The following is a 21,469-nucleotide window of genomic DNA, read 5'->3' as shown; positions in this document are numbered from 1 at the left end:
CAATTTTCCAGCTCGGATTCTACTACTGATACTACTTATGAAGCAAGATTTATCCAGAATGGAATAACGATAGCTATTAAATTTAGAAAAATATCTGCTACTAAAATTTTATGGATTGAAAATGGAACGTTAGATGCACAGCTTGTAAAGCTTGATTAACTAAGTGTTGAAGAATTTCTTAATCGTATTTTTTAATTAAAAGTGCGCACGAGAAGACTCGAACTTCCACATCCTAAGCGAATACTAGCCCCTCAAGCTAGCGCGTCTACCAATTCCGCCACGTGCGCATTCTAATAATGAGTAAAAATAAAAAAAGTTAAGCAATTTTGCTTAACTTTTTTTTGTGACCGGGCTGGGGCTCGAACCCAGGACCCTCTCCTTAAAAGGGAGATGCTCTACCAACTGAGCTACCAGGTCATTCTGTTTGTCTCTCTTTATTGAGGGTGCAAATATAGAATGTTTAATTAATATTCCAAACCTTTTTTTAATAATATTTTTGTTTTTTTGTTTTGTTACTTTGCAAAGACAAAAAGTTATAACAGGATCATATTTATGAAAATTATTTTAATAGGATACATGGCTTCAGGAAAGTCATTAATAGGCAGTGAATTAGCTAAAATTTTAGGTTTCGAATTTCTAGATCTCGATAAATTTATAGAAGAAAAAGAGGGCAAAACGATCCAAAAAATATTTTTAGAAAAAGGTGAAATTTTTTTCAGAAAAATTGAAAATAGCTATTTAAAAGAGATTTTATCATTAAAAGGCAACATGATTTTGTCTCTTGGAGGAGGTACTCCATGTTTTTCTAATAATTTAAAATTAATACTAGAAAACGAGGATGTCACATCTTTCTTTCTAAATGTTCCATTAAATGAATTGTCAAAAAGATTAATGGCAGATGAAGCAAATCGACCATTGGTTCAATATGTAACTACTGAAAACGACATGTTAGAGTTTGTAGGAAAACATTTGTTTGAGCGCTTGCACTTTTATAATCAGGCCAATTTTAAAATAGATGCCAACAAACCTAAGGAAAAAGTGGTAGGAGATATTGTTGCAAAACTATTTTAGATACGCTTTATACACTTTTCCATCTAAAATAACATCTACGTGCTCATTTAAAGAAGTGGACAAGGAGATGCCTTTAAAATCTGCTTTCACAGGATACTTCTTATGATTCCTATTTACCAACACAGCAGTTTTAAACTGTTTTAAAGGAACTTCTAGAAAATGCTTAACGCCATAAATTAAAGTCGTGCCAGAATTTAGAACATCGTCAATTAAAACAACCGATTTATTTTTGTAATCTTCAGCACTAATAGATGTTTTAATATCTTTCCTAGGATTTTTTTTATCAATGCTCACTTTGCATAGCACAGGAGTTATCGGTGAGATTTCAATTAAGGCTGCTTTTAGTTTTTCTGCAAGAATATACCCATTTCTATCAATCCCAGCTAAAACAACTTCAGTCTCGTTTACATTGTTTTCGTATATCTGATAAGCAATTCGCTTAATCTTATGATTGATTTCGTCGTGGTCTAAAATTACATTTTTAGTTAAAGCCATGTTTAATAGGAATTTGTTAGGTTGCTTATTCAAAGATAAAATACAAATTTAAAACATAAGATGATTTTATCATTCATTTTCATCTTGGTAATCCTCAATATCTCTTCTATCTTTTTTAGTAGGACGTCCGGTTCCCTTCTTTCTATAATAATCCTTAGAGTATTTTAAAAGATCTTGTGCTTCAAAAGCTTCCTTAGGCGTGGTATCGATTCTATAGATATCAACTAATTTGGCACTAACCCTGTTTGGGGGAATATCGTTTATGGTTAAGGTGTAATTTATTTGGTCTTTTCGGACTTGGATTTCATCTGTTGGGAAAACATCGCGACTTGGTTTTGCTACATCTCCATTTACCCTTATGTGTCCCTTTCTGCACGCTGTTGTAGCAATACTTCTTGTTTTGTAGTACCTTACACACCATAAATACTTATCAATTCGCATAACTTTTATCTAAATCAACGTTAATGTTCTTGTGCAAAATTATTAATAAATTGTATCTTGCACCTCAAAAAAGAAGCAATAATGAAATTTAGAAATTTAGCAACAGCAATATTGTGTTTTGGCTTGGTTGTTTTGTCTTGTAAAAAGGATGACGATGATGATGGACCTATTGTAGTTCCACCAAGAGACCGACAGGAAGTTTATGATGAGAATATACTTGAAATAGAAGCGTATTTATCCACGCATTTTTATAATTACGAAGAGTTTGAGCAAAATGATGCGTATAGCAATTTAAGCACATTTCCTTATACTGTAACTCCTAACGATAATTTTGAAATTGTTTTTGATACCATTGCAGGAGCAAATAGCGATAAAATTCCATTAATAAATCAAGTTTCAAGTAAAATAGTAAAGGATTCCGATGGTATTCCTTGTACATTATATTATTTGAATGTTAGAGAAGGTCGAGGAGGAGATATTCATCCTATTGATCAGGTTTTTGCCAATTACAAAGGGTTTTTAGTAGACGGGACTCTTTTTGATAGCACGGTTTCTGGAGTGCCTTTTTATTTAACTTCTGTTGGGACTCAATTGGGAGTGGTTGATGGGTTTAAAGAAGGACTTATCATGTTTAAAGCAAGAGAAGCTTTTACAGAAAACTTAGACGGAACGGTAACAAATCATAATCATGGTATTGGAGCTGTTTTTGTTCCTTCAGGATTGGGTTATTTTTCTCAAACTCAAAATAATATACCTGCTTACTCCAATATGATTTTTTCTTTTAGACCTGAAAAAAGAATCCTTTTAGATCATGATATGGATGGCGTATTTTCTTATTTAGAAGATATAAACAACGATGGCAATAACTTTAATGACGATACGGATGGTGATGGTATTCCTGATTTTCTGGATGTGGACGATGATGGTGATGGTGTTTTAACTAAAGATGAAATAGAGCGAAATACTTATAATCAAAATGAAAGTATGCAACCGTTCACCACGTACGAGGCAGCTGAAACTTACTTTAATGTAAATGCGGCTCCTGGAGAGTTATTATATAGCATAACAGACAATAACGATGGGACCTTTACTTTAAAAACGGTTATTTATATAGATTCCAATGGTAATGGCACTCCTGATTATTTAGATCCTACTTATCCTGGATAAGACTGTGATTTTGAAGCACAAAAAAGCCACTTAAATTGTTTTAAGTGGCTTTTTTTATGATTGTATAAAATTAGATTATAATATAAACGACAAGCTTAAAATAAGTTGATCTGGTCTCGTATCAATTCTACTTTCGGCTGCTGGTGTAACATTGTTGTTTATAAAGCTAGCTTCATTGTCGCTAAAACCTCTTTCGTATCTTAAATCGATTCCTATTTTGTTGAAGCTAACTCCAACTCCAAAGTTTAACCCTACGGTAAAATCGTTTTTAATGTTTGTAATATTGACACCTTCAAATTCGCTGTCTAAAATATATTGAAAGGAAGGTCCTGCAAACACATTAAACATATGAAAGAATCTGACACCTACTAAAAGTGGCGCATCCAGTTTTTGCATTTTAAAGCTTCCCGTACTATAGTCGCTAGTTGTGCTAGTGTAAACTAATTCTGGTTTGGCGTAAATTTTACCACCAATCTTTCCAAAAATCCCAAAATGATATCCAATATTTCTTTCTGGATGTTCGGCATTACTATTTATGGATTCAAAATAATCGCCATTTGCATTGTAATTGACACCCCCTTTAAATCCAAATCCTGTTGCGTTTTGGGCCTGAGAAAAAGTAGTAATCAACAAACATGCTAAGCTTATAAAAAGTGCTTTTTTCATGTGTTTCGTTTTTAAGTTCAACTATTAAACGAAACAATTTAGCAATTATTTTCTTTTTATAACAGCTTCGGCAGCTTTTACAATAGCCGCGCTATTTAAACCGTACTTTTCCATAAGTTGTTCTGGAGTTCCAGATTCACCAAAGGTATCTTTAGTGGCAACAAATTCTTGTGGTGTTGGTTTGTTGGTTGCTAATACTCTGGCAACACTTTCACCTAAACCTCCAAGAAAGTTATGTTCTTCGGCAGTAACGATACAACCTGTTTTTGTAACCGATTTTATAATAGCGGCATCGTCCAATGGTTTAATGGTGTGAATGTTTATCACTTCGGCCGAAATACCTTTTTCATTTAAAGCTTTTGCAGCTTCAAGAGCTTCCCAAACCAAATGTCCAGTTGCAACAATTGTAACATCTGTACCATCCACTAAATGAAGCGCTTTTCCTATCTCAAACTTCTGGTTTTCTGGAGTAAAGTTAGCTACTTTAGGTCTTCCAAAACGCAGATAAACAGGTCCTTGGTGATCGGCAATAGCTATAGTTGCTGCTTTGGTTTGGTTATAATCGCATGGATTAATAACGGTCATGCCTGGCAACATCTTCATTAAACCTATGTCTTCAAGTATTTGGTGTGTGGCACCATCTTCCCCTAAAGTTAAACCGGCATGAGAAGCACAAATTTTCACGTTTTTATCTGAATAAGCAACACTCTGGCGAATTTGATCGTAAACACGACCTGTAGAAAAGTTAGCAAAAGTTCCTGTAAAAGGGATTTTCCCCCCTATGGTCATTCCAGCTGCTAAACAAATCATGTTGGCTTCAGCAATTCCTACTTGAAAAAAGCGTTCTGGATGATTTTCTTTAAAATCGTCCATTTTTAAAGAACCAATTAAATCGGCACAAAGAGCGACCACGTTTTCGTTGGTTTTTCCAAGTTCAGTTAAGCCATCTCCAAAACCTGAGCGTGTATCTTTACTTCCTGTATTTGTATATGTTTTCATTTCTAGGCCCACGAAAGTGGGTATCTTTTAATTGTTAATCATTTTTTTACTGCGCACTGTAAACTGCAACTGTAAACTGTTTTAGTAGTCTCCTAAAGTCTCAGGATTTTGAGCCAATCCGTTTGCTAATTGTTCGTCGTTTGGTGCTTTCCCATGCCACGCATGTGTGTGCATCATAAAATCAACACCATTGCCCATAACGGTTTTTAATAAAACGCAAACAGGTTTTCCTTTTCCAGTTTTAGACTTGGCTTCGGCCATTCCTTTTAAAACAGCTTTTATATCGTTGCCTTCGTTAATTTCAACAACCGTCCAACCAAAAGCTTCAAATTTCGCTTTTATACTTCCCATAGGAAGTACGTCGTCCGTAGAACCATCAATTTGCTGTCCGTTTAAATCGATGGTCGAAATAATATTGTCCACTTTATTTCCAGCAGCGTACATAATGGCTTCCCAGTTTTGGCCTTCTTGTAATTCGCCATCTCCATGTAAACTATAGACTAAATGTGGGTCTTTATTTAGTTTTTTAGTTTGTGCGGCTCCTAAAGCCACAGATAGGCCTTGACCTAAAGAACCAGAAGCAATTCTTACTCCAGGTAAATTTTCATGGGTTGTTGGATGTCCTTGTAAACGCGAGTTAATTAAGCGAAAGGTGTTTAACTCGTCAACAGGAAAATATCCAGATCTAGCTAAAACACTATAAAAAACTGGAGAAATATGACCATTGGATAAGAAAAATATATCTTCCCCAATACCATCCATATCAAAACCTTCGTTTCTATCCATGATCTCTTGGTAAAGTGCTACAAAAAACTCTGCACAACCTAGGGAACCTCCAGGATGACCTGAATTCACTTTGTGTACCATACGTAAAATATCTCTACGTACTTGTGTTGTTAAATCTTTTAATTCTTGTGTGTTTGACATGTTTAAATAGTTAATTATATAGCTGCAAAAATAAAGTTTTAATATACGGAATCAAAAAGAGATATGGCGCACTTATTAACCAATTGCATGCATTTGCTAACAATTAGGCTAATTCCAAAAGATGTTAGTTGGTTCTATCTATAATTTTGTCTAGTTAAAAAATACGATGCGATATCGGTAAGAATTTTTTTTCTTTTTAATATAAATCAATTTTATTAAATGTTTAAGAATCTATAGGCTTATGTTATTTATATTTGCCACTTGATGAAATAAGAACATGATATTCGAATTAAAAGGAAAAGACGCACAATCTAAAGCTAGAGCAGGAGTGATTACAACCGATCACGGAAAAATAGAAACCCCGATTTTTATGCCGGTAGGTACAGTAGCTTCCGTAAAAGGAGTGCACCAACGAGAATTAAAAAACGATATTAATCCAGATATTATTTTAGGAAACACCTATCATTTATATTTAAGACCTCAAACCGATATTCTTGAAAAAGCTGGAGGATTACATAAGTTCATGAATTGGGACAGAAACATTCTAACCGATTCTGGAGGATACCAAGTGTATTCGCTTTCTAATAATAGAAAAATTAAAGAGGAAGGGGTTAAGTTTAAATCGCATATCGATGGAAGTTACCACACCTTCACACCAGAAAAAGTTATGGAAATCCAAAGAACTATTGGTGCAGATATAATTATGGCTTTCGATGAGTGTACGCCTTACCCTTGCGACTATAACTATGCCAAGCGCTCTATGCACATGACGCATAGATGGCTGGACAGATGTATCAATCACTTGGAGAAAACACCTTTAAAATACGACTACAATCAAACGTTCTTTCCAATAGTTCAAGGAAGTACATATAAGGACTTAAGAATGCAATCGGCCGAATACATTGCAAATGCGGGAGCAGCAGGAAATGCCATTGGTGGTTTGTCTGTTGGAGAACCTGCTGAGGAAATGTACGCCATGACAGAAGTCGTTACCAATATTTTACCAGAAGATAAACCTCGTTATTTAATGGGTGTTGGAACCCCAATTAATATTTTGGAAAATATAGCATTAGGAATAGATATGTTCGATTGTGTAATGCCAACAAGAAATGCTAGAAATGGGATGCTCTTTACAGCACATGGCACTATAAATATTAAAAACTTGAAATGGGCAGATGATTTTTCACCAGTTGATGAGGCTGGAATGACATTTGTTGATACAGATTACACCAAAGCGTATTTACGTCATTTATTTACTGTTAATGAAAGATTAGGGGCCCAAATTGCGACCATTCATAATTTAGGTTTCTATATGTGGTTGGTTCGTGAAGCGAGAAAACATATATTAGCAGGAGATTTTAGAACCTGGAAAGATTTAATGGTTAAACAGATGGATAAACGACTTTAGAATACAGAACGCAGAAAACGGACTAAAGAAAAAAGATAATGTTCTTTTTTAATAAAATAATAACTTAAAAACACCCCAATTACTGAGGTTGGGAGCGGATGAAAATACTTGATTGGTACATATTAAAGCGTTATTTGTTTACATTTATCATCATGTTATTGTTGTTTATTCCTATTGGAATAACCGTACATTTAGCTGAGAAAATTGGAAAAATACTTGAAAATGAAGTGCCGTTTGGCGAAGTGATGCTTTATTTTTTAGATTTCACCATTTATTTTGCGCATTTATTATTTCCTCTGTTTTTATTTCTTTCGGTTATTTGGTTTACGTCCAAGCTGGCAAATAACACTGAGGTTATTGCTTTTTTAAGCTCGGGTGTTTCCTTCTCTAGATTTTTAAGGCCATATATGATTGGTGCTACTATTGTAGCCATTTTAGCCTTGATTCTAGGTTTGTATTTGGCTCCAAATGCCAGCAGTGGATTCAACGATTTCAACTATAAATACCTTAAAAACAAGAACGATGCACTCGATAATCAAAACGTGTATCGGCAAATAAACGATCACGATTATATTTACGTTAGTAGTTTTGATGCAAAACAGAAAATTGGACGGGATTTTACATTGGAACATATTAAAGACGATAAAATGTCTTATAAAATAAGTGCCAAAACTATTAGATACAGTGAGAAAGACTCTACCTATAGTTTAATAGACTATACAAAACGTTTTATTGGAGACAGAAACGATATTATTGAATCAGCAAGAAGAAAAGACACCATTTTCCCTTTCGATTTAGAAGATTTGACGCCTGTGGTTTATATTGCTGAAACGCTGCCTTATGGCCAATTAAATAGGTTTATTGAAAAAGAGGAAAAAAGAGGTTCTTCATATATTAATAGATATAAATTGGTAAAATACCGTAAATGGAGTTTACCTGTTTCTGTATTTATTTTGACCATTATTGCTGTGGCCGTTTCATCTATAAAACGTCGAGGTGGAATGGGAGTAAACCTAGCTTTTGGTATTTGCATTGCTATGGTTTTTGTGTTTTTCGATAAGATATTTGGGGTTTTGGCCTCGCAATCAGATTTTTCTCCTTTAGTGGCCGTTTGGTTTCCAAATGTTATTTTTGGAGTTTTAGCAGCCTATTTACTTTACAATGCAAAACGATAAATTAAAGAATTATCTGCACTTACATCTTCTGGTGTTTATAGCAGGATTTACGGCCGTTTTAGGAGAATTAATAAGCATAGATGCCGTACCATTGGTTTGGTACAGAATGCTTATGGCAACCATTTTAATGCTTGCTTTTGTTGTTGTGGCTAAGATCAAGATCAGAATCCCTTTAAAATCGGTAGCCAAATTAGCTTTTGCAGGAGTTGTTATCGCTTTACATTGGATAACCTTTTTCGAATCGATTAAAGTTTCAAATATTTCCATAACTCTAGCCATGTTTTCCACAGGAGCTTTCTTTGCTTCTTTGATAGAACCTTTAATTTACAAACGAAAAATAATATGGTACGAAATTATTTTCGGACTCCTTATAATTGTTGGGGTTGCCGTTATAACAAATAGTGAGTTTAAATATTTAAATGGTATTATTTTAGGAATTGTTTCGGCTTTTCTTTCGTCAACCTTTGCGGTTTTAAATGGCAAGTTTTTAGAAGAGCATACTGCAACGGTTATTTCTGTTTACGAGTTTATAAGTGGTGTTCTGTTTATTAGTTTGTTTATGCTAATTTTCAGAAATGGCTTTTCAAAAGAATTCTTCGTTTTAAGCACTTCGGATTTTGGATATTTATTTATTTTGGCTTCTGTTTGTACGGCCTATGCGTTTATTGCTGCGGTATATGTAATGAGATATATTAGTCCTTATACAGTAGTTTTAACCTATAATTTGGAACCTGTATATGGTATAATTCTAGCGCTTATATTTTTTCCTGAAGATGAAATAATGAGTTCATCCTTCTACGTAGGAGCGCTAATTATAATTAGTGTGGTTATGTTAAACGGCGTTTTGAAAAATCAGAAAAAGAAAAAAGCTAGAAAATTACTTCAGAAAAACTTGCAGTAATATTTTTAAAATTAGTCAGATAGATCCATTTAAATCCTTTTGACTAAATTTGCCCGGTATTTCGTTTTGATTCTAAAATTAAAACAAAATAAATTGTGTAATTTTGTGTGCTAATTAAAACAAACTATAATTTCCTATGGAATATTTAGATTTTGAACTCCCTATAAAAGAACTTGAAGAACAATTACAGAAATGTGAGATTATAGGTAAGGAAAGTGAAGTAGATGTTTCTGAAACTTGTAAGCAAATTGAGAAAAAACTAATTGCTACAAAAAAAGAAATATATAAAAATTTAACTCCTTGGCAGCGTGTGCAAATGTCTCGTCATCCAAGCCGCCCATATACTTTAGATTATATTCATGCCTTATGTGGAGATAGTTTTTTGGAACTGCACGGCGACAGAGGTTTTAAAGATGATAAAGCCATGATTGGTGGTTTAGGGAAAATTGGCGACCAAAGCTATATGTTTATTGGTCAACAGAAAGGATATAATACCAAAACCAGACAATTTAGAAATTTTGGAATGGCAAATCCAGAAGGATATAGAAAAGCCTTACGATTAATGAAATCTGCCGAAAAATTTGGTATTCCTGTAGTTACTTTATTAGATACTCCAGGAGCTTACCCAGGTTTAGAAGCCGAAGAGCGTGGACAAGGTGAAGCTATTGCTAGAAATATTTTTGAAATGACTCGACTCAAAGTGCCAATTATCACAATAATTATTGGTGAAGGAGCTTCGGGTGGAGCTTTAGGAATTGGAGTAGGAGATAAAGTGATGATGTTAGAAAACACTTGGTATTCTGTAATTTCACCAGAATCTTGTTCTTCTATTTTATGGAGAAGCTGGGAATATAAGGAACAAGCAGCAGAAGCCTTGAAATTGACTGCAATAGACATGAAGAAACAAGGCATTGTAGACGACATTATTAAAGAACCACTTGGTGGCGCACATAGCGATAGAGAAAAAACATATTTGGCCGTAAAAAATGCCATTGTTAAAACTTTTGAGGAGCTTAAAAACTTATCACCAAAAGATTTAGTAAATAAACGCATGGAGAAATATTTGGAAATTGGGGTTTATAAAGGTTAAGACTTTTAAAACCTATAAAACATAAATCTGAAATGTCTTATTTCAGATTTTTTTTATGCTTATTAACAATATAATTAAGTTATTAACAGTTAAATTGTTAACTTATGGTGGACAATCTAGATGGACTTTGTCATCATTAATCTTTTCAATTTAGCTACTTTCGTAAACATGAAACAACCAAATCAAATAAAAGGATATCAAGTAGATAAAAGTACGCTTATTAGTCTCGAAAGAGGTAAGATTCCGCCTCAAGCTATTGATTTAGAGGAGGTTGTGCTTGGAGCAATGATGATTGACAAGAAAGGTGTCGACGAAGTAATCGACATTTTGAGTTCCGAAGCTTTCTATAAAGAAGCCCATCAACACATTTTTGAAGCCATTTTTCAATTATTCGAAAACAGTGAACCTGTAGACTTATTAACCGTTTCTAGCCAACTAAAGAAAAATTCAAAGTTAGATTTGGTAGGTGGTGATTTTTACCTTATTTCTCTAACGCAAAAGGTGTCTTCTTCTGCCCATATTGAGTTTCATGCACGTATTATTTTACAGAAATTCATTCAACGAAGTTTAATAAAAATCTCAAGTGAAATTATAGAAGATGCGTACGATGAAACCCAAGATGTTTTCGATTTATTGGATCGTGCAGAATCTAAATTATACGAAGTTACACAAGGAAATATAAAAAAATCGAGTGAAACAGCCCAGGAGTTAGTAATTCAGGCGAAAAAGAAAATTGAGGAAATTTCTAATAAAGAAGGTTTAAGTGGTATTCCTTCTGGTTTTACTAAATTAGATAAGCTAACCTCAGGTTGGCAGGAAAGCGATTTGATTATTGTTGCTGCTCGTCCAGGTATGGGTAAAACAGCTTTAACGCTTTCTATGGCAAGAAATATAGCTGTTACCCATAATATTCCAGTGGCATTTTTCTCTTTAGAGATGGCTTCTGTACAATTAATTATGCGTTTAATTTCTAGTGAAACTGGATTGTCTTCAGAAAAACTTAGAACTGGAAAATTAGAAAAACATGAATGGGAACAACTGAACGTGAAGGTGAAAAGTCTTGAAAAAGCACCTTTGTTTATTGATGATACCCCATCACTTTCTATTTTCGACTTAAGAGCAAAAGCGCGACGTTTGGCTTCGCAACATGGTATTAAATTAATTGTGATCGATTATTTACAATTAATGACAGCCGGAAGTAGTCAAAAAGGAGGGAACAGAGAACAAGAAATCTCAACCATTTCCCGTAACCTTAAAGCTCTGGCAAAAGAACTAAGCGTGCCGGTTATTGCACTTTCGCAATTGTCTCGTGCTGTGGAAACTCGTGGAGGAAGTAAAAGACCCTTGCTATCAGATCTTCGTGAATCTGGAGCTATTGAGCAAGATGCCGATATTGTGTCCTTTATTTACAGACCGGAATATTATAAAATTGACGAATGGGATGATGATGAAAGAACTCCAACCGAAGGACAAGCCGAATTTATTATTGCAAAACACAGAAATGGTGGTTTAGATAATATCCGATTGAAGTTCGTTGGACATTTAGGTAAATTTGACAACTTAGATGATTTCGACACTCCTTTCGGCCAAGAGTTCCATTCTAAAATGAATGCTGCAGCAAACGATGATTCATTTAAAACAACAAGTTTTCCATCAGCAAGTGACGCCTTTGGAGATCCAGAAGAAGATGATGACATCCCTTTCTAACATCTCCCAAATCTATTTTTAATTACTAAGTTTTATGGACAAGTTAAGAACCACAAACATATTATTATTAGTTATAGTAGTTCCGTTAGTTTTTTATCTATTAAAAATACTTTCGTTTATATTTATTCCATTGGTGTTTTCTATGTTTATTGCTTTGCTATTCCTACCAATTATGCGATGGCTGGGTAAAAAGAAGATTCCAAAATCAATCGGTATTTTGGTGGTTATTTTATTGATTGCGGTTGGAGTGAAAATAGGTGTCGAATTAATTCAAATTTCTTCTAAAGAAATTCTTAACTCAGATTCTGATTTTTTCACTAAAGCTGAAACAAAAATAAATGACTTATATATTTTGGCCCAAGAAACATTTGGTTTCGAAATGGATAACAAACAGAATGTGTTGAATCAATTTGTACAAAAAGACAATATTGGAGGTACCATAGACTTTGTTAGAAAGACCTTAACCATGATTCTTATGACCATCTTTTTTGTGGTTTTATGGCTCGCGGAATCAATCAATATCCAAAAAGTATTAAATAGCACCATTCTTAAACAGCGCCATACTTCCGTTAAAACATTTTTTAAAATAGAAAAAGATCTTATAAAATTTATAAAAGTTAAATTCTTTATTAGTTTGGCAACAGGTATAGGAACTGGTTTGGCCTGTGTGTTTTTTGATATAAGTTTTCCTATCTTTTGGGGCTTATTTGCCTTTATTATAAATTTCGTACAAATGGTAGGATCTATAATAACCGTTGTTTTATTGGCAATTTTCGCCTTTGTAGAATTAGAGCCAACAAGTACTTTATTCTTTTTTATACTTTCTATAACTGGAGTTCAGGTTTTATTTGGAACGATTTTGGAACCTATTTTTATGGGAAAATCCTTCTCATTGAATGTTATTACAGTTTTGGTCATGCTCATGCTTTGGGGTTTCATTTGGGGTGTTCCGGGATTAATTATGGCCATTCCAATTACTGTATGTATTAAAATCATCCTCGACCAATTTCCAGAAACTAAAGTGCTTTCCAATATTCTTTCTGCAAATAAGAAGTAAATACAAGAGGTTAAAAATTGTTTAAATCTATTTTTAAGGCATTTATTTTGACTATATTTCAACTGTGAAAAAGTTAGCATTAATATTTAGTTTATTGTTTTGGGTAAATAGTTTTGCCTCGTACATCCTTATTCCCATGGATGCGGAAAGTCAGAAAAATCATTTAAAAGCCTACGGAATTACTTATTGGACTTTAGAGAAAGAACTTAAGGTTAAATGGTTATTAAACTATAAAGGAGGTTCCTTTTTATTGCCAGATTCTGAAGAAATACGGCGTGAATGCCAGATTCGAGGTGTTTCTTTTGAAGTTTTATCCAATGCCAAAGCTGAGGCAATTTTAGAAGAAATTAGTAGTCCTAGTAAAAATATGGAAGCTGTAGTTTTGGAAAAAGCTCCTAAAATTGCAGTTTATTCGCCCAAAGGAAAACTGCCTTGGGATGATGCTGTAACAATGGTTTTAACCTATGCCGAAATTCCTTATGAAACCATTTACGATGAAGAAGTTCTAAACGATGCTTTAGTGTTATACGATTGGTTGCATTTGCACCATGAAGATTTTACGGGACAATTTGGAAAATTTTATGCCAATTATAGAACAGCAGCTTGGTATATTGAAGAAAAGAAATCGGCAGAAGCCTTAGCTACTAAATTAGGATACTCTAAAGTTTCCGAAGCTAAATTGGCGGTAGCTTTAAAAATAAGGGATTATGTAATTGGTGGAGGTTTTATGTTTGCCATGTGCAGTGCAACAGATAGTTTCGATATTGCTTTGTCGGCAGAAGGTGTTGATATTTGTGAGCCGATGTTCGATGGAGATCCAAGCGATGCCAACTACCAATCTAAAATCGATTATAGCAAAACATTTGCTTTTAAAGATTTTATTTTAGAAAGAAATCCACTTATATATGAGTTTTCCTCTATAGACATGACATCGAAAAGAAGAATTCCTAAGATGACGGATTACTTTACACTTATGGAATTTTCGGCAAAATGGGATCCAATTCCAACCATGCTTTGTCAAAATCATACAGCTCTGGTAAAAGGTTTTATGGGACAAACAACGGCTTTTACACGAGAGGAAATTAAATCGAACGTGCTAGTTTTAGGTGAAAACAAAACCAATGGTGAAGCTAAATACATTCATGGAATAAAAGGAAAAGGCTTCTTTACATTTTATGGAGGACACGATCCCGAAGATTATACGCATCGGGTAGGAGATCCAAAAACAGAATTGGATTTATATCCAACCTCTCCAGGGTATCGACTTATTTTAAACAATGTTTTGTTTCCCGCAGCAAGAAAAAAGAAACAGAAAACCTAATATGAGGTGTTTATTGTTCTGGTTATCGTTTTTTATGTTTAAAGTAGTGTTTTCCCAAAGTGATTCAATTGTTGATTTTGGGCAAAATTTAATAAATGAAAACCGATTAAATATTGCTACTTCTTATTATAATAAACATTTAATTGAACCAAAAAATACCGAACAAAGCGTTCATTTGCTTCTAGGTTTAGCTGAAGTTTATAAGTTACAGTTAGACTACAGCCGAGCTAGTGAATATTACGCGAGAGCTTTTGAACAAATTAAACGCACTAAAAACCCTCAATTAGATTTTCTTTACCACGTAAAAATGGCCGAGTTCTATAGAAAAAGAACGTTGTTTGATGAGGCTCTTGATCAACTTGAAAAGGCAGATGAGATATTAAAAGACCATCCAATTGACGACAAAAACCTAGCAAGATTTTATAATAGAAAAGCAGCTCTCTTTACGGAGTATTTCTACAATCCAGATTCCACACTCATGTATGCGGAAAAGTCTTTGAAACTTTCAAAAGCAGCCAATGACAAGGATAATATTTTTTATTCCACCCTCGAAATTTCTGGTGCTTATGAAGAGAGAAATCAGTATAATAAAGCTTTAGAGTATCTACAGGAATTGATTGAATATTCCAAAACCAACAACTTAATTCAGCATCAAGCCGATGCTTATATTAATTACACCAGGGTTTTAATTAAGGATAAACAATTCAAAAAGGCATTGAACGAAAGTTTAAATGCCTTAGAATTTGCCAAAAGGAACAATTTACTTTTTAATGAAATTTTATTTACAGATAATATCCGTAATATTCATGAAGAATTAGGGAATATAAATAAGGCCTATCAGTATTTAAAGATTAGATTGGATCTTACTGACAAATATTATCAAAAGGAACATAGTGAATACTTGTTTGAACTTGAAGAAAAATATAAACTGGCAGAAAAGGATAACCAAATTAAAATCAATAACCTTAAAATTGAAAACCAAAACAAAGCTTTAGCCTCCAATAAAATAAATCTTGATGTGAGTATTGCATTGTTTGTTTTTGCTATTGTTGTGGCCATATTGATTGCCTTTTTTCTAAGGAGAACAAGACAAAGCAATAAAAAACTCCAGTTATTATCACAGGAAAACGAGTTTCTATTAAGTGAAGCCAACCATCGTATTAACAATAATTTGCAATTGGTGGTGATTCTTATTTCAGATCAAATGAAAAAAATGTCCGATCAAAACAGTTTTTATCTTAAAAACATTTTGACCAAAGTAGAAGCGATATCCACTTTGCACAAGCATTTATATAAAAATAATGACAAAAATAAGGTAGATGCATTCAATTATTTGAATGATGTTAGGATTGGTTTTTTTGATGTGTTTAAGGAAAATGATATTTACACCAACTTTAAGATAGCTTCTATAGAAATACCCACGGATTATGCCATGTATTTAGGGCTATTATTAACAGAACTCTGCATCAATTCGGTAAAGTATGCTTTTGAAGATCTAGAGCGTAAAGAAATTAATTTTGAGTTAAGTCATACGGGAAAGCTCCTATATTTCAATTATTCTGATAATGGAAAATTAGTGACTAATAAATTAATAGAACCTAAACTGATTGATAAACTCTGTCGTCAATTAAAAATTAACTATAAAATAGAAACTGAAAGGGGGTTTTCATTTTCATTTGAAAAGGAATTTAGCGATGAATAACCAACAATTAATCAAAATACTTATAGTAGAAGATGAAGTCATTATAGCGGAATATATTTCTGAACTTTTACAGGAAGAATATTTTAAAAACTTAAAAATAGCCAACGATAAAGAAACTGCTCTACAAGAAATGCATGGTTTTAAGCCAGACATTATTTTAATGGATATTAATCTAAATGGAAAAAATACTGGGATAGAACTTTCCAAGGCTAAAAACGACAATGCATCGGTTATTTTTATCACAGGACAATACGATTTTGCTTTAATGGATGAAGCCTTAAAAACTAACCCGGATGCTTATTTAACCAAACCCATAAAGAAAGTAGATTTGCTGGCTTCTATTAGTTTAGCCATTCATAAAAAACAAGTGCAAACCTTTCAGTTTAAAGACGGTTATGATATAATTAATTTAAATTATAATGAGATTAAGTATATTTCGGCTGATGGCAATTATAGCAATATCCATACAAAATCAAAAAAATATACCATTCGTCAGGCTTTGAATACCATTTCCGAGCAACTCCCTTCAGACTTATTTAAACAAACACATCGCTCTTATCTGGTTAATACAAATAAAGTAGAACGTGTTACTTCAATTTCAGTAGTTATAAATGGTGTAGAAATACCCTTATCCCGAACTTTTTCCAAATCCTTTAAGTAGTCCTTAGACAAATAAAACCCTGTGCTTTAATCGTTATTATTGCATTTCAGAGATTAAAATTTAGTTTTGAGTCTTAGTAAACCAAACTAAATCTATTCGTTATAAAACATAAACCCACTTTTTTTATTGGTTTTTATAAGCCTTAATTTAGCGAAGGCACAAAACATTAGCTCCAATACCAGATACTTCAGTTGGTTCAATATCATTTTGTATGTCTAGTAGCAATGATAATGGTTGTGAAAGTAAACGTGTATATATTGTGGTTCATGTGAAAGACACGTTATTGGTTGAGGAAGTAATTACGTAAAACAATATAAGTATTTACTCAAATCCAAAAAATGAAAGAGTTTCTTATAGTTTACCAAATGCACAAGAATCTAAAATTACGGTTTATGAGTTTAAATGGGAGGTTGCGTTTAAACCAATTGCATGCCAATAAGTACAAGTAAATGAGGAAGGACTTATTAGAGAGTGGTAAAAGTAATAATAATAGTAATTTAGAAGGAGTTGAAAACAGTTTTCCCCTTTGTTGGTGTCCCTATTTTTATTGTTCAAAGGAATTTAGATTCTTACTTTTTCAATTTTTTAAATTGAAGAGAACAGGATTAGAACACTACATTGGCTTTTTACATACAAAGAAATGCATTTCAAAACACTTTTTATTTGTCTTCTAATATAAACACTAAATTTGAAACTAGTAAGCTATTAAGACGACTACAACATGAAGTTGTGGTATTTAAATTAATTAGATGTAGGGATTTAATTAAAACTAAAGCACAGCGATTCCAATTAAGGAATCGCTGTTTTTGTTTTCAGATTATAAATTTGATTGCTTTCGTTTTTGCATCTATGAGGAACCGTAATTGAATGGATTAATTATAGGACGTGTTTTTTTTATTATGCTTGTTGAAACATCGTCTTGAAAGTAAGAGGAAATAGGACAAAAAAAAACCGATTCAAAAGAATCGGTTTTTTTATAAGTGAAATATGTTATACAATAGGCGAAACGCCTTATTTTACTTTCTCTATTACAGCTTTAAAAGCCTCAGGGTGATTCATAGCTAAATCTGCTAAAACCTTACGGTTTAATTCAATTTCATTAGCTTTTAATTTCCCTATAAATTGAGAATAAGATAATCCATGTTCTCTGGCTCCTGCGTTAATACGCGTAATCCATAAAGCACGGAATGTTCTCTTTTTGTTTCTACGGTCTCTATACGAGTATAGCATCGCTTTATCAACCGCGTTTTTTGCTACTGTCCAAACGTTTTTACGACGTCCGAAGTAACCTTTTGCTTGTTTAAGCACCTTTTTTCTTCTGGCTCTTTTGGCTACAGAATTTACTGATCTTGGCATAATTTAATTGTTTTTTGTAGTAGGCGGTCGATAATCGACACTTTGTTTTTTTAACATCGCAAATCAAAACTAATCAATTTGCAATCGTTAATCATTGAGCCTAACTCCAGGGTTTATAATTTATTTTAACCGGTTAAAACCGTATTACTTTAAACGTAACATGATTTTAACATTGTTCTCGTCTGCCTTATGAACTAATGTCATTTTGGTCAAAGCGAGTTTACGCTTTTTAGATTTCTTTGTTAAGATATGACTCTTAAAAGCGTGTTTTCTTTTAATCTTACCAGTACCTGTTAATTTAAAACGTTTTTTGGCACTAGATTTGGTTTTCATTTTAGGCATCTTGTTCTCCTAGTTTATTATTTCACTTATTATTTTCAACCTGAAAATCAGGAATTATTTTGATTTTTTTGGAGCGATAAACATAGTCATACGTTTACCTTCCAATTTAGGCATTTGTTCTACTTTACCTAATTCTTCTAAATCTTGAGCTAATCTAAGTAAGAGTATTTGTCCCTGTTCTTTAAAAACAATCGAACGTCCTTTAAAGAATACAAAAGCTTTTAGCTTCGCACCTTCTTTTAAAAACTTTTCGGCATGTTTCTTTTTAAACTCATAGTCATGATCATCGGTTTGTGGACCAAATCGAATTTCTTTAACTACAACTTTACTAGCTTTAGATTTTAAAACTTTTTCTCGTTTCTTTTGCTCATAAAGAAACTTTTTATAATCCATAACTTTACAAACAGGAGGATCTGCTTTAGGCGAAATTTCTACTAAATCTAAACCTTGTTCGTCTGCCATGGCAAGTGCTTCCTTAGTTGGATAAACACCAACTACGATATTGTCACCTACTAAGCGCACATTTTCAGACCTAATTTTAGAATTAATTCTGTGCTGATCTTCTTGACTTACTCGTCTCGAAACTTGTTTTCTTCTACGTATTGCTATGGCCTTATATTTTTAATTAAACTTATTATTTTTAAAATGTTTTTAATGTTTTTTGTATTTCTGAATTAATAATATCGGTTAAATATTGAACAGTAACCATGCCAAGATCTTCACCACCATGTTGACGGACTGAAATCATGTCTTCTTGCTCTTCGTTTTCACCAACAATAACCATAAAAGGAATCTTTTTCATTTCGGCTTCCCGAATTTTCTTCCCCATGGTTTCATTTCTATTATCAATTAAGGCGCGAATTTCGTTATTTTCTAACACATTAAAAACTTTTTTCGCGTATTTTTCATATTTTTCACTAATTGATAGGACTATAACCTGATCTGGTATCAACCAAAGCGGGAAATTACCTGCTGTGTGCTCCAATAAAATAGCAATAAATCGCTCCATACTTCCAAAAGGTGCACGATGGATCATTACTGGCCTATGAAGCTCATTGTCACTGCCTTTGTAGGTTAATTCAAACCGTTCTGGCAAGTTGTAATCAACCTGAATAGTTCCTAGTTGCCATTGTCTGCCAAGAGCATCTTTTACCATAAAGTCTAATTTTGGACCGTAAAAAGCAGCTTCGCCTGTTTCTATCACATAATCCAATTTTTTATCATTCGCGGCATTAATGATGGCCTGTTCTGCTTTTTCCCAATTTTCTAGGCTACCTATATACTTTTCTGGAGTCTCTGGATCTCTTAAAGATACTTGTGCTGTGAAATTTTCAAATCCTAATGATCCAAACACATATAGCACCAAATCAATGACATCTTTAAATTCTTTATCTAATTGGTCAGCTGTACAGAATATATGCGCATCGTCTTGAGTAAAACCTCTAACGCGTGTTAATCCATGAAGTTCGCCACTTTGTTCATATCTATATACAGTCCCAAATTCTGCAAAACGTTTTGGTAAATCTTTATAAGACCACTGACTACTGTTATATATCTCGCAGTGGTGTGGACAGTTCATTGGTTTTAATAAAAACTCTTCACCTTCCTTTGGTGTAAGTATAGGTTGAAAGCTATCTGCGCCATATTTTTCGTAATGACCAGATGTAACATAAAGCTCTTTTTGACCAATATGTGGGGTTACAACCATTTCGTAACCAGCTTTCTTCTGAGCTTTTTTTAGAAAATTTTCTAGGCGTTCGCGTAAAGCAGCCCCTTTAGGTAACCAAAGTGGAAGTCCTTGTCCTACCTTTTGTGAAAAAGTAAATAACTCCAATTCCTTACCTAGTTTTCTATGGTCTCTTTTTTTAGCTTCTTCAAGTAGTTCTAAATATTCGGTAAGTTCTTTCTGTTTTGGAAAGGATATACCATATATACGGGTTAATTGTTTATTGTTTTCATCGCCTTTCCAATAAGCACCAGCAACACTTAATATTTTCACAGCTTTAACGATACCTGTATTAGGAATATGCCCACCACGACATAAATCTGTAAATGTTGAATGATCGCAAAACGTGATTGTGCCATCTTCTAGATTTCCTATAAGGTCAAGTTTGTAATTGTTCTTATCTCTATAATATGATAGCGCTTCTAATTTTGAAACTTCACGCATACTAAACTCGTGCTTTCCTCGAGCTATTTCTAGCATCTTATCTTCAATACGCTTAAAGTCTTTATCGGAAATTGTGTCGTCTCCTAAATCTATGTCGTAATAAAATCCATTTTCAATAGCAGGACCAACCCAAAGCTTGGCGTTTGGATACAACTCTTCGATAGCTTGCGCCAATATGTGTGCAGACGAATGCCAAAATGCTTTTTTGCCGTCGTTGTCGTTCCATGTATATAGAATTAATGATCCATCGGTGGTTAGTGGAGTGGTGGTTTCAATAACAGTATCGTTAAATTTAGCTGAAATAACATTTCTGGCAAAACCCTCACTAATGCTTTTGGCAACTTCCATGACTGTCGTGTTTTTTTCGAACGACTTGATGCTACCATCCGGTAATGTAATATGTATCATTATATATATGTATATTAAAAATAAGAGTGCAAAGATAATAGTATAAAAATTTACATACAATGATAGCTCGATAATTCTACCATATTATATATATGAATAATGAAACCATCCCTATCGAGACTTCGCGATCCGATTCGGACTTGTTTGGAACTTCTTTTTATAGACTGTTTGATCCGCACCTATATATATGTATGTTTTTTTTCCGGTATATCGGTCCGGGAGCACACTTCCATCTTTTCGGGATAAACCACGTACAAAATGCCTGCCCTGTGGCCGATAATCCTGGTCGTTTGCCAGATGGCATAAAACAAGCCGATGTTTAACGTGCTGAAATTAAGTGGCTAGGGGCATATGGTTAAAAAAAACAAAGAAATACTTCAATAATAGTTTGCTAATAAGATAAAA

Annotated in this window: 21 protein-coding genes and 2 tRNA genes; 12 read left to right on the top strand and 11 right to left on the bottom strand. The window is 33.5% G+C overall.

The genetic code is table 11. The features are described from left to right. Window positions 1-202: 202 nt before the first annotated feature. Both VKY47_RS01110 and VKY47_RS01105 read right to left on the bottom strand, forming a co-directional pair. Window positions 203-287 (bottom strand) — tRNA-Leu (locus VKY47_RS01110). A gap of 57 nt (window positions 288-344) precedes the next feature. Then, window positions 345-417 (bottom strand) — tRNA-Lys (locus VKY47_RS01105). A gap of 135 nt (window positions 418-552) precedes the next feature. Between VKY47_RS01105 and VKY47_RS01100 the strand changes: the two genes are divergently transcribed. After that, the gene (locus VKY47_RS01100; RefSeq protein ID WP_324309661.1) at window positions 553-1,071 is read left to right on the top strand and encodes a shikimate kinase; all 519 of its coding nucleotides are present in this window, start codon (window positions 553-555) and stop codon (window positions 1,069-1,071) included. Here VKY47_RS01100 and VKY47_RS01095 read toward each other — a convergent pair. Then, complete coding sequence (locus VKY47_RS01095) at window positions 1,063-1,566, bottom strand: phosphoribosyltransferase family protein (RefSeq protein ID WP_324309659.1); 504 nt, start codon at window positions 1,564-1,566, stop codon at window positions 1,063-1,065. The two genes, VKY47_RS01100 and VKY47_RS01095, sit on opposite strands and share 9 nt — an antisense overlap. 69 nt (window positions 1,567-1,635) lie before the next feature. After that, complete coding sequence (locus tag VKY47_RS01090; RefSeq protein ID WP_324309657.1) at window positions 1,636-2,007, bottom strand: RNA-binding S4 domain-containing protein; 372 nt, start codon at window positions 2,005-2,007, stop codon at window positions 1,636-1,638. 81 nt (window positions 2,008-2,088) lie between these two features. Between VKY47_RS01090 and VKY47_RS01085 the strand changes: the two genes are divergently transcribed. Next, window positions 2,089-3,174, top strand: coding sequence for an FKBP-type peptidyl-prolyl cis-trans isomerase (locus tag VKY47_RS01085; RefSeq protein ID WP_324309656.1), 1,086 nt, complete (start codon window positions 2,089-2,091; stop codon window positions 3,172-3,174). 75 nt (window positions 3,175-3,249) lie between these two features. On the opposite strand, the gene VKY47_RS01080 is transcribed toward VKY47_RS01085, so the two are convergent. The 3 genes from VKY47_RS01080 to VKY47_RS01070 form a co-directional block, all read right to left on the bottom strand. Beyond that, window positions 3,250-3,840 carry an outer membrane beta-barrel protein gene (locus VKY47_RS01080; RefSeq protein ID WP_324309654.1) on the bottom strand — a complete coding sequence of 197 codons (591 nt, stop codon included), beginning with the start codon at window positions 3,838-3,840 and terminating at the stop codon, window positions 3,250-3,252. A gap of 45 nt (window positions 3,841-3,885) precedes the next feature. Further along, the gene (locus VKY47_RS01075) at window positions 3,886-4,839 is read right to left on the bottom strand and encodes a transketolase family protein (protein WP_324309652.1); all 954 of its coding nucleotides are present in this window, start codon (window positions 4,837-4,839) and stop codon (window positions 3,886-3,888) included. An 81-nt stretch (window positions 4,840-4,920) separates the two neighbouring features. Continuing rightward, a complete protein-coding gene (locus VKY47_RS01070; protein WP_324309649.1) occupies window positions 4,921-5,766 on the bottom strand; it encodes a transketolase in 846 nt (281 codons plus the stop codon). Between the two features lie 277 nt (window positions 5,767-6,043). Between VKY47_RS01070 and tgt the strand changes: the two genes are divergently transcribed. The 9 genes from tgt to VKY47_RS01025 all read left to right on the top strand — a co-directional run bounded on the left by tgt (window position 6,044) and on the right by VKY47_RS01025 (window position 16,788). Next, window positions 6,044-7,174: a tRNA guanosine(34) transglycosylase Tgt gene (tgt, locus tag VKY47_RS01065; RefSeq protein WP_324309648.1), complete on the top strand. Its 1,131-nt coding sequence runs from the start codon at window positions 6,044-6,046 to the stop codon at window positions 7,172-7,174. Between the two features lie 98 nt (window positions 7,175-7,272). Next, window positions 7,273-8,349, top strand: coding sequence for an LptF/LptG family permease (locus tag VKY47_RS01060; RefSeq protein WP_324309646.1), 1,077 nt, complete (start codon window positions 7,273-7,275; stop codon window positions 8,347-8,349). Beyond that, complete coding sequence (locus tag VKY47_RS01055; protein WP_324309645.1) at window positions 8,336-9,250, top strand: DMT family transporter; 915 nt, start codon at window positions 8,336-8,338, stop codon at window positions 9,248-9,250. Before VKY47_RS01060 ends, VKY47_RS01055 begins: the two co-directional genes overlap by 14 nt. Window positions 9,251-9,386: 136 nt before the next feature. Continuing rightward, on the top strand, window positions 9,387-10,340 hold the full coding sequence (locus tag VKY47_RS01050) for an acetyl-CoA carboxylase carboxyltransferase subunit alpha (RefSeq protein ID WP_324309644.1): 954 nt from the start codon (window positions 9,387-9,389) through the stop codon (window positions 10,338-10,340). 168 nt (window positions 10,341-10,508) lie between these two features. Continuing rightward, window positions 10,509-12,047 (top strand): replicative DNA helicase, encoded by a 1,539-nt coding sequence (gene dnaB / locus VKY47_RS01045; protein ID WP_324309642.1) that lies wholly within the window; start codon window positions 10,509-10,511, stop codon window positions 12,045-12,047. A 34-nt stretch (window positions 12,048-12,081) separates the two neighbouring features. Next, the gene (locus VKY47_RS01040) at window positions 12,082-13,104 is read left to right on the top strand and encodes an AI-2E family transporter (RefSeq protein WP_324309640.1); all 1,023 of its coding nucleotides are present in this window, start codon (window positions 12,082-12,084) and stop codon (window positions 13,102-13,104) included. Between the two features lie 136 nt (window positions 13,105-13,240). Further along, complete coding sequence (locus tag VKY47_RS01035) at window positions 13,241-14,425, top strand: asparagine synthetase B (protein ID WP_324309664.1); 1,185 nt, start codon at window positions 13,241-13,243, stop codon at window positions 14,423-14,425. A 34-nt stretch (window positions 14,426-14,459) separates the two neighbouring features. Further along, window positions 14,460-16,127 (top strand): histidine kinase dimerization/phosphoacceptor domain -containing protein, encoded by a 1,668-nt coding sequence (locus VKY47_RS01030; protein WP_324309639.1) that lies wholly within the window; start codon window positions 14,460-14,462, stop codon window positions 16,125-16,127. After that, window positions 16,120-16,788: a LytR/AlgR family response regulator transcription factor gene (locus tag VKY47_RS01025; RefSeq protein ID WP_324309637.1), complete on the top strand. Its 669-nt coding sequence runs from the start codon at window positions 16,120-16,122 to the stop codon at window positions 16,786-16,788. The genes VKY47_RS01030 and VKY47_RS01025 overlap by 8 nt, the downstream gene beginning before the upstream one ends. A 1,011-nt stretch (window positions 16,789-17,799) precedes the next feature. Here VKY47_RS01025 and rplT read toward each other — a convergent pair. The 4 genes from rplT to thrS all read right to left on the bottom strand — a co-directional run bounded on the left by rplT (window position 17,800) and on the right by thrS (window position 21,064). Then, window positions 17,800-18,144: a 50S ribosomal protein L20 gene (gene rplT, locus VKY47_RS01020; RefSeq protein ID WP_324309635.1), complete on the bottom strand. Its 345-nt coding sequence runs from the start codon at window positions 18,142-18,144 to the stop codon at window positions 17,800-17,802. Between the two features lie 144 nt (window positions 18,145-18,288). Then, the gene (rpmI, locus tag VKY47_RS01015) at window positions 18,289-18,486 is read right to left on the bottom strand and encodes a 50S ribosomal protein L35 (RefSeq protein ID WP_324309633.1); all 198 of its coding nucleotides are present in this window, start codon (window positions 18,484-18,486) and stop codon (window positions 18,289-18,291) included. A 54-nt stretch (window positions 18,487-18,540) separates the two neighbouring features. Continuing rightward, a complete protein-coding gene (infC, locus tag VKY47_RS01010) occupies window positions 18,541-19,095 on the bottom strand; it encodes a translation initiation factor IF-3 (protein ID WP_324309662.1) in 555 nt (184 codons plus the stop codon). 31 nt (window positions 19,096-19,126) lie between these two features. Next, window positions 19,127-21,064: a threonine--tRNA ligase gene (thrS, locus tag VKY47_RS01005; RefSeq protein WP_324309630.1), complete on the bottom strand. Its 1,938-nt coding sequence runs from the start codon at window positions 21,062-21,064 to the stop codon at window positions 19,127-19,129. Window positions 21,065-21,255: 191 nt separating this feature from the next. Between thrS and VKY47_RS01000 the strand changes: the two genes are divergently transcribed. Next, complete coding sequence (locus VKY47_RS01000; protein ID WP_324309629.1) at window positions 21,256-21,387, top strand: hypothetical protein; 132 nt, start codon at window positions 21,256-21,258, stop codon at window positions 21,385-21,387. The last annotated feature ends 82 nt before the right edge of the window (window positions 21,388-21,469 follow it).

Source organism: Xanthomarina sp. (assembly GCF_035306705.1).
GTDB lineage: Bacteria > Bacteroidota > Bacteroidia > Flavobacteriales > Flavobacteriaceae > Xanthomarina.
This window is presented reverse-complemented; position numbering and strand designations above follow the sequence as displayed.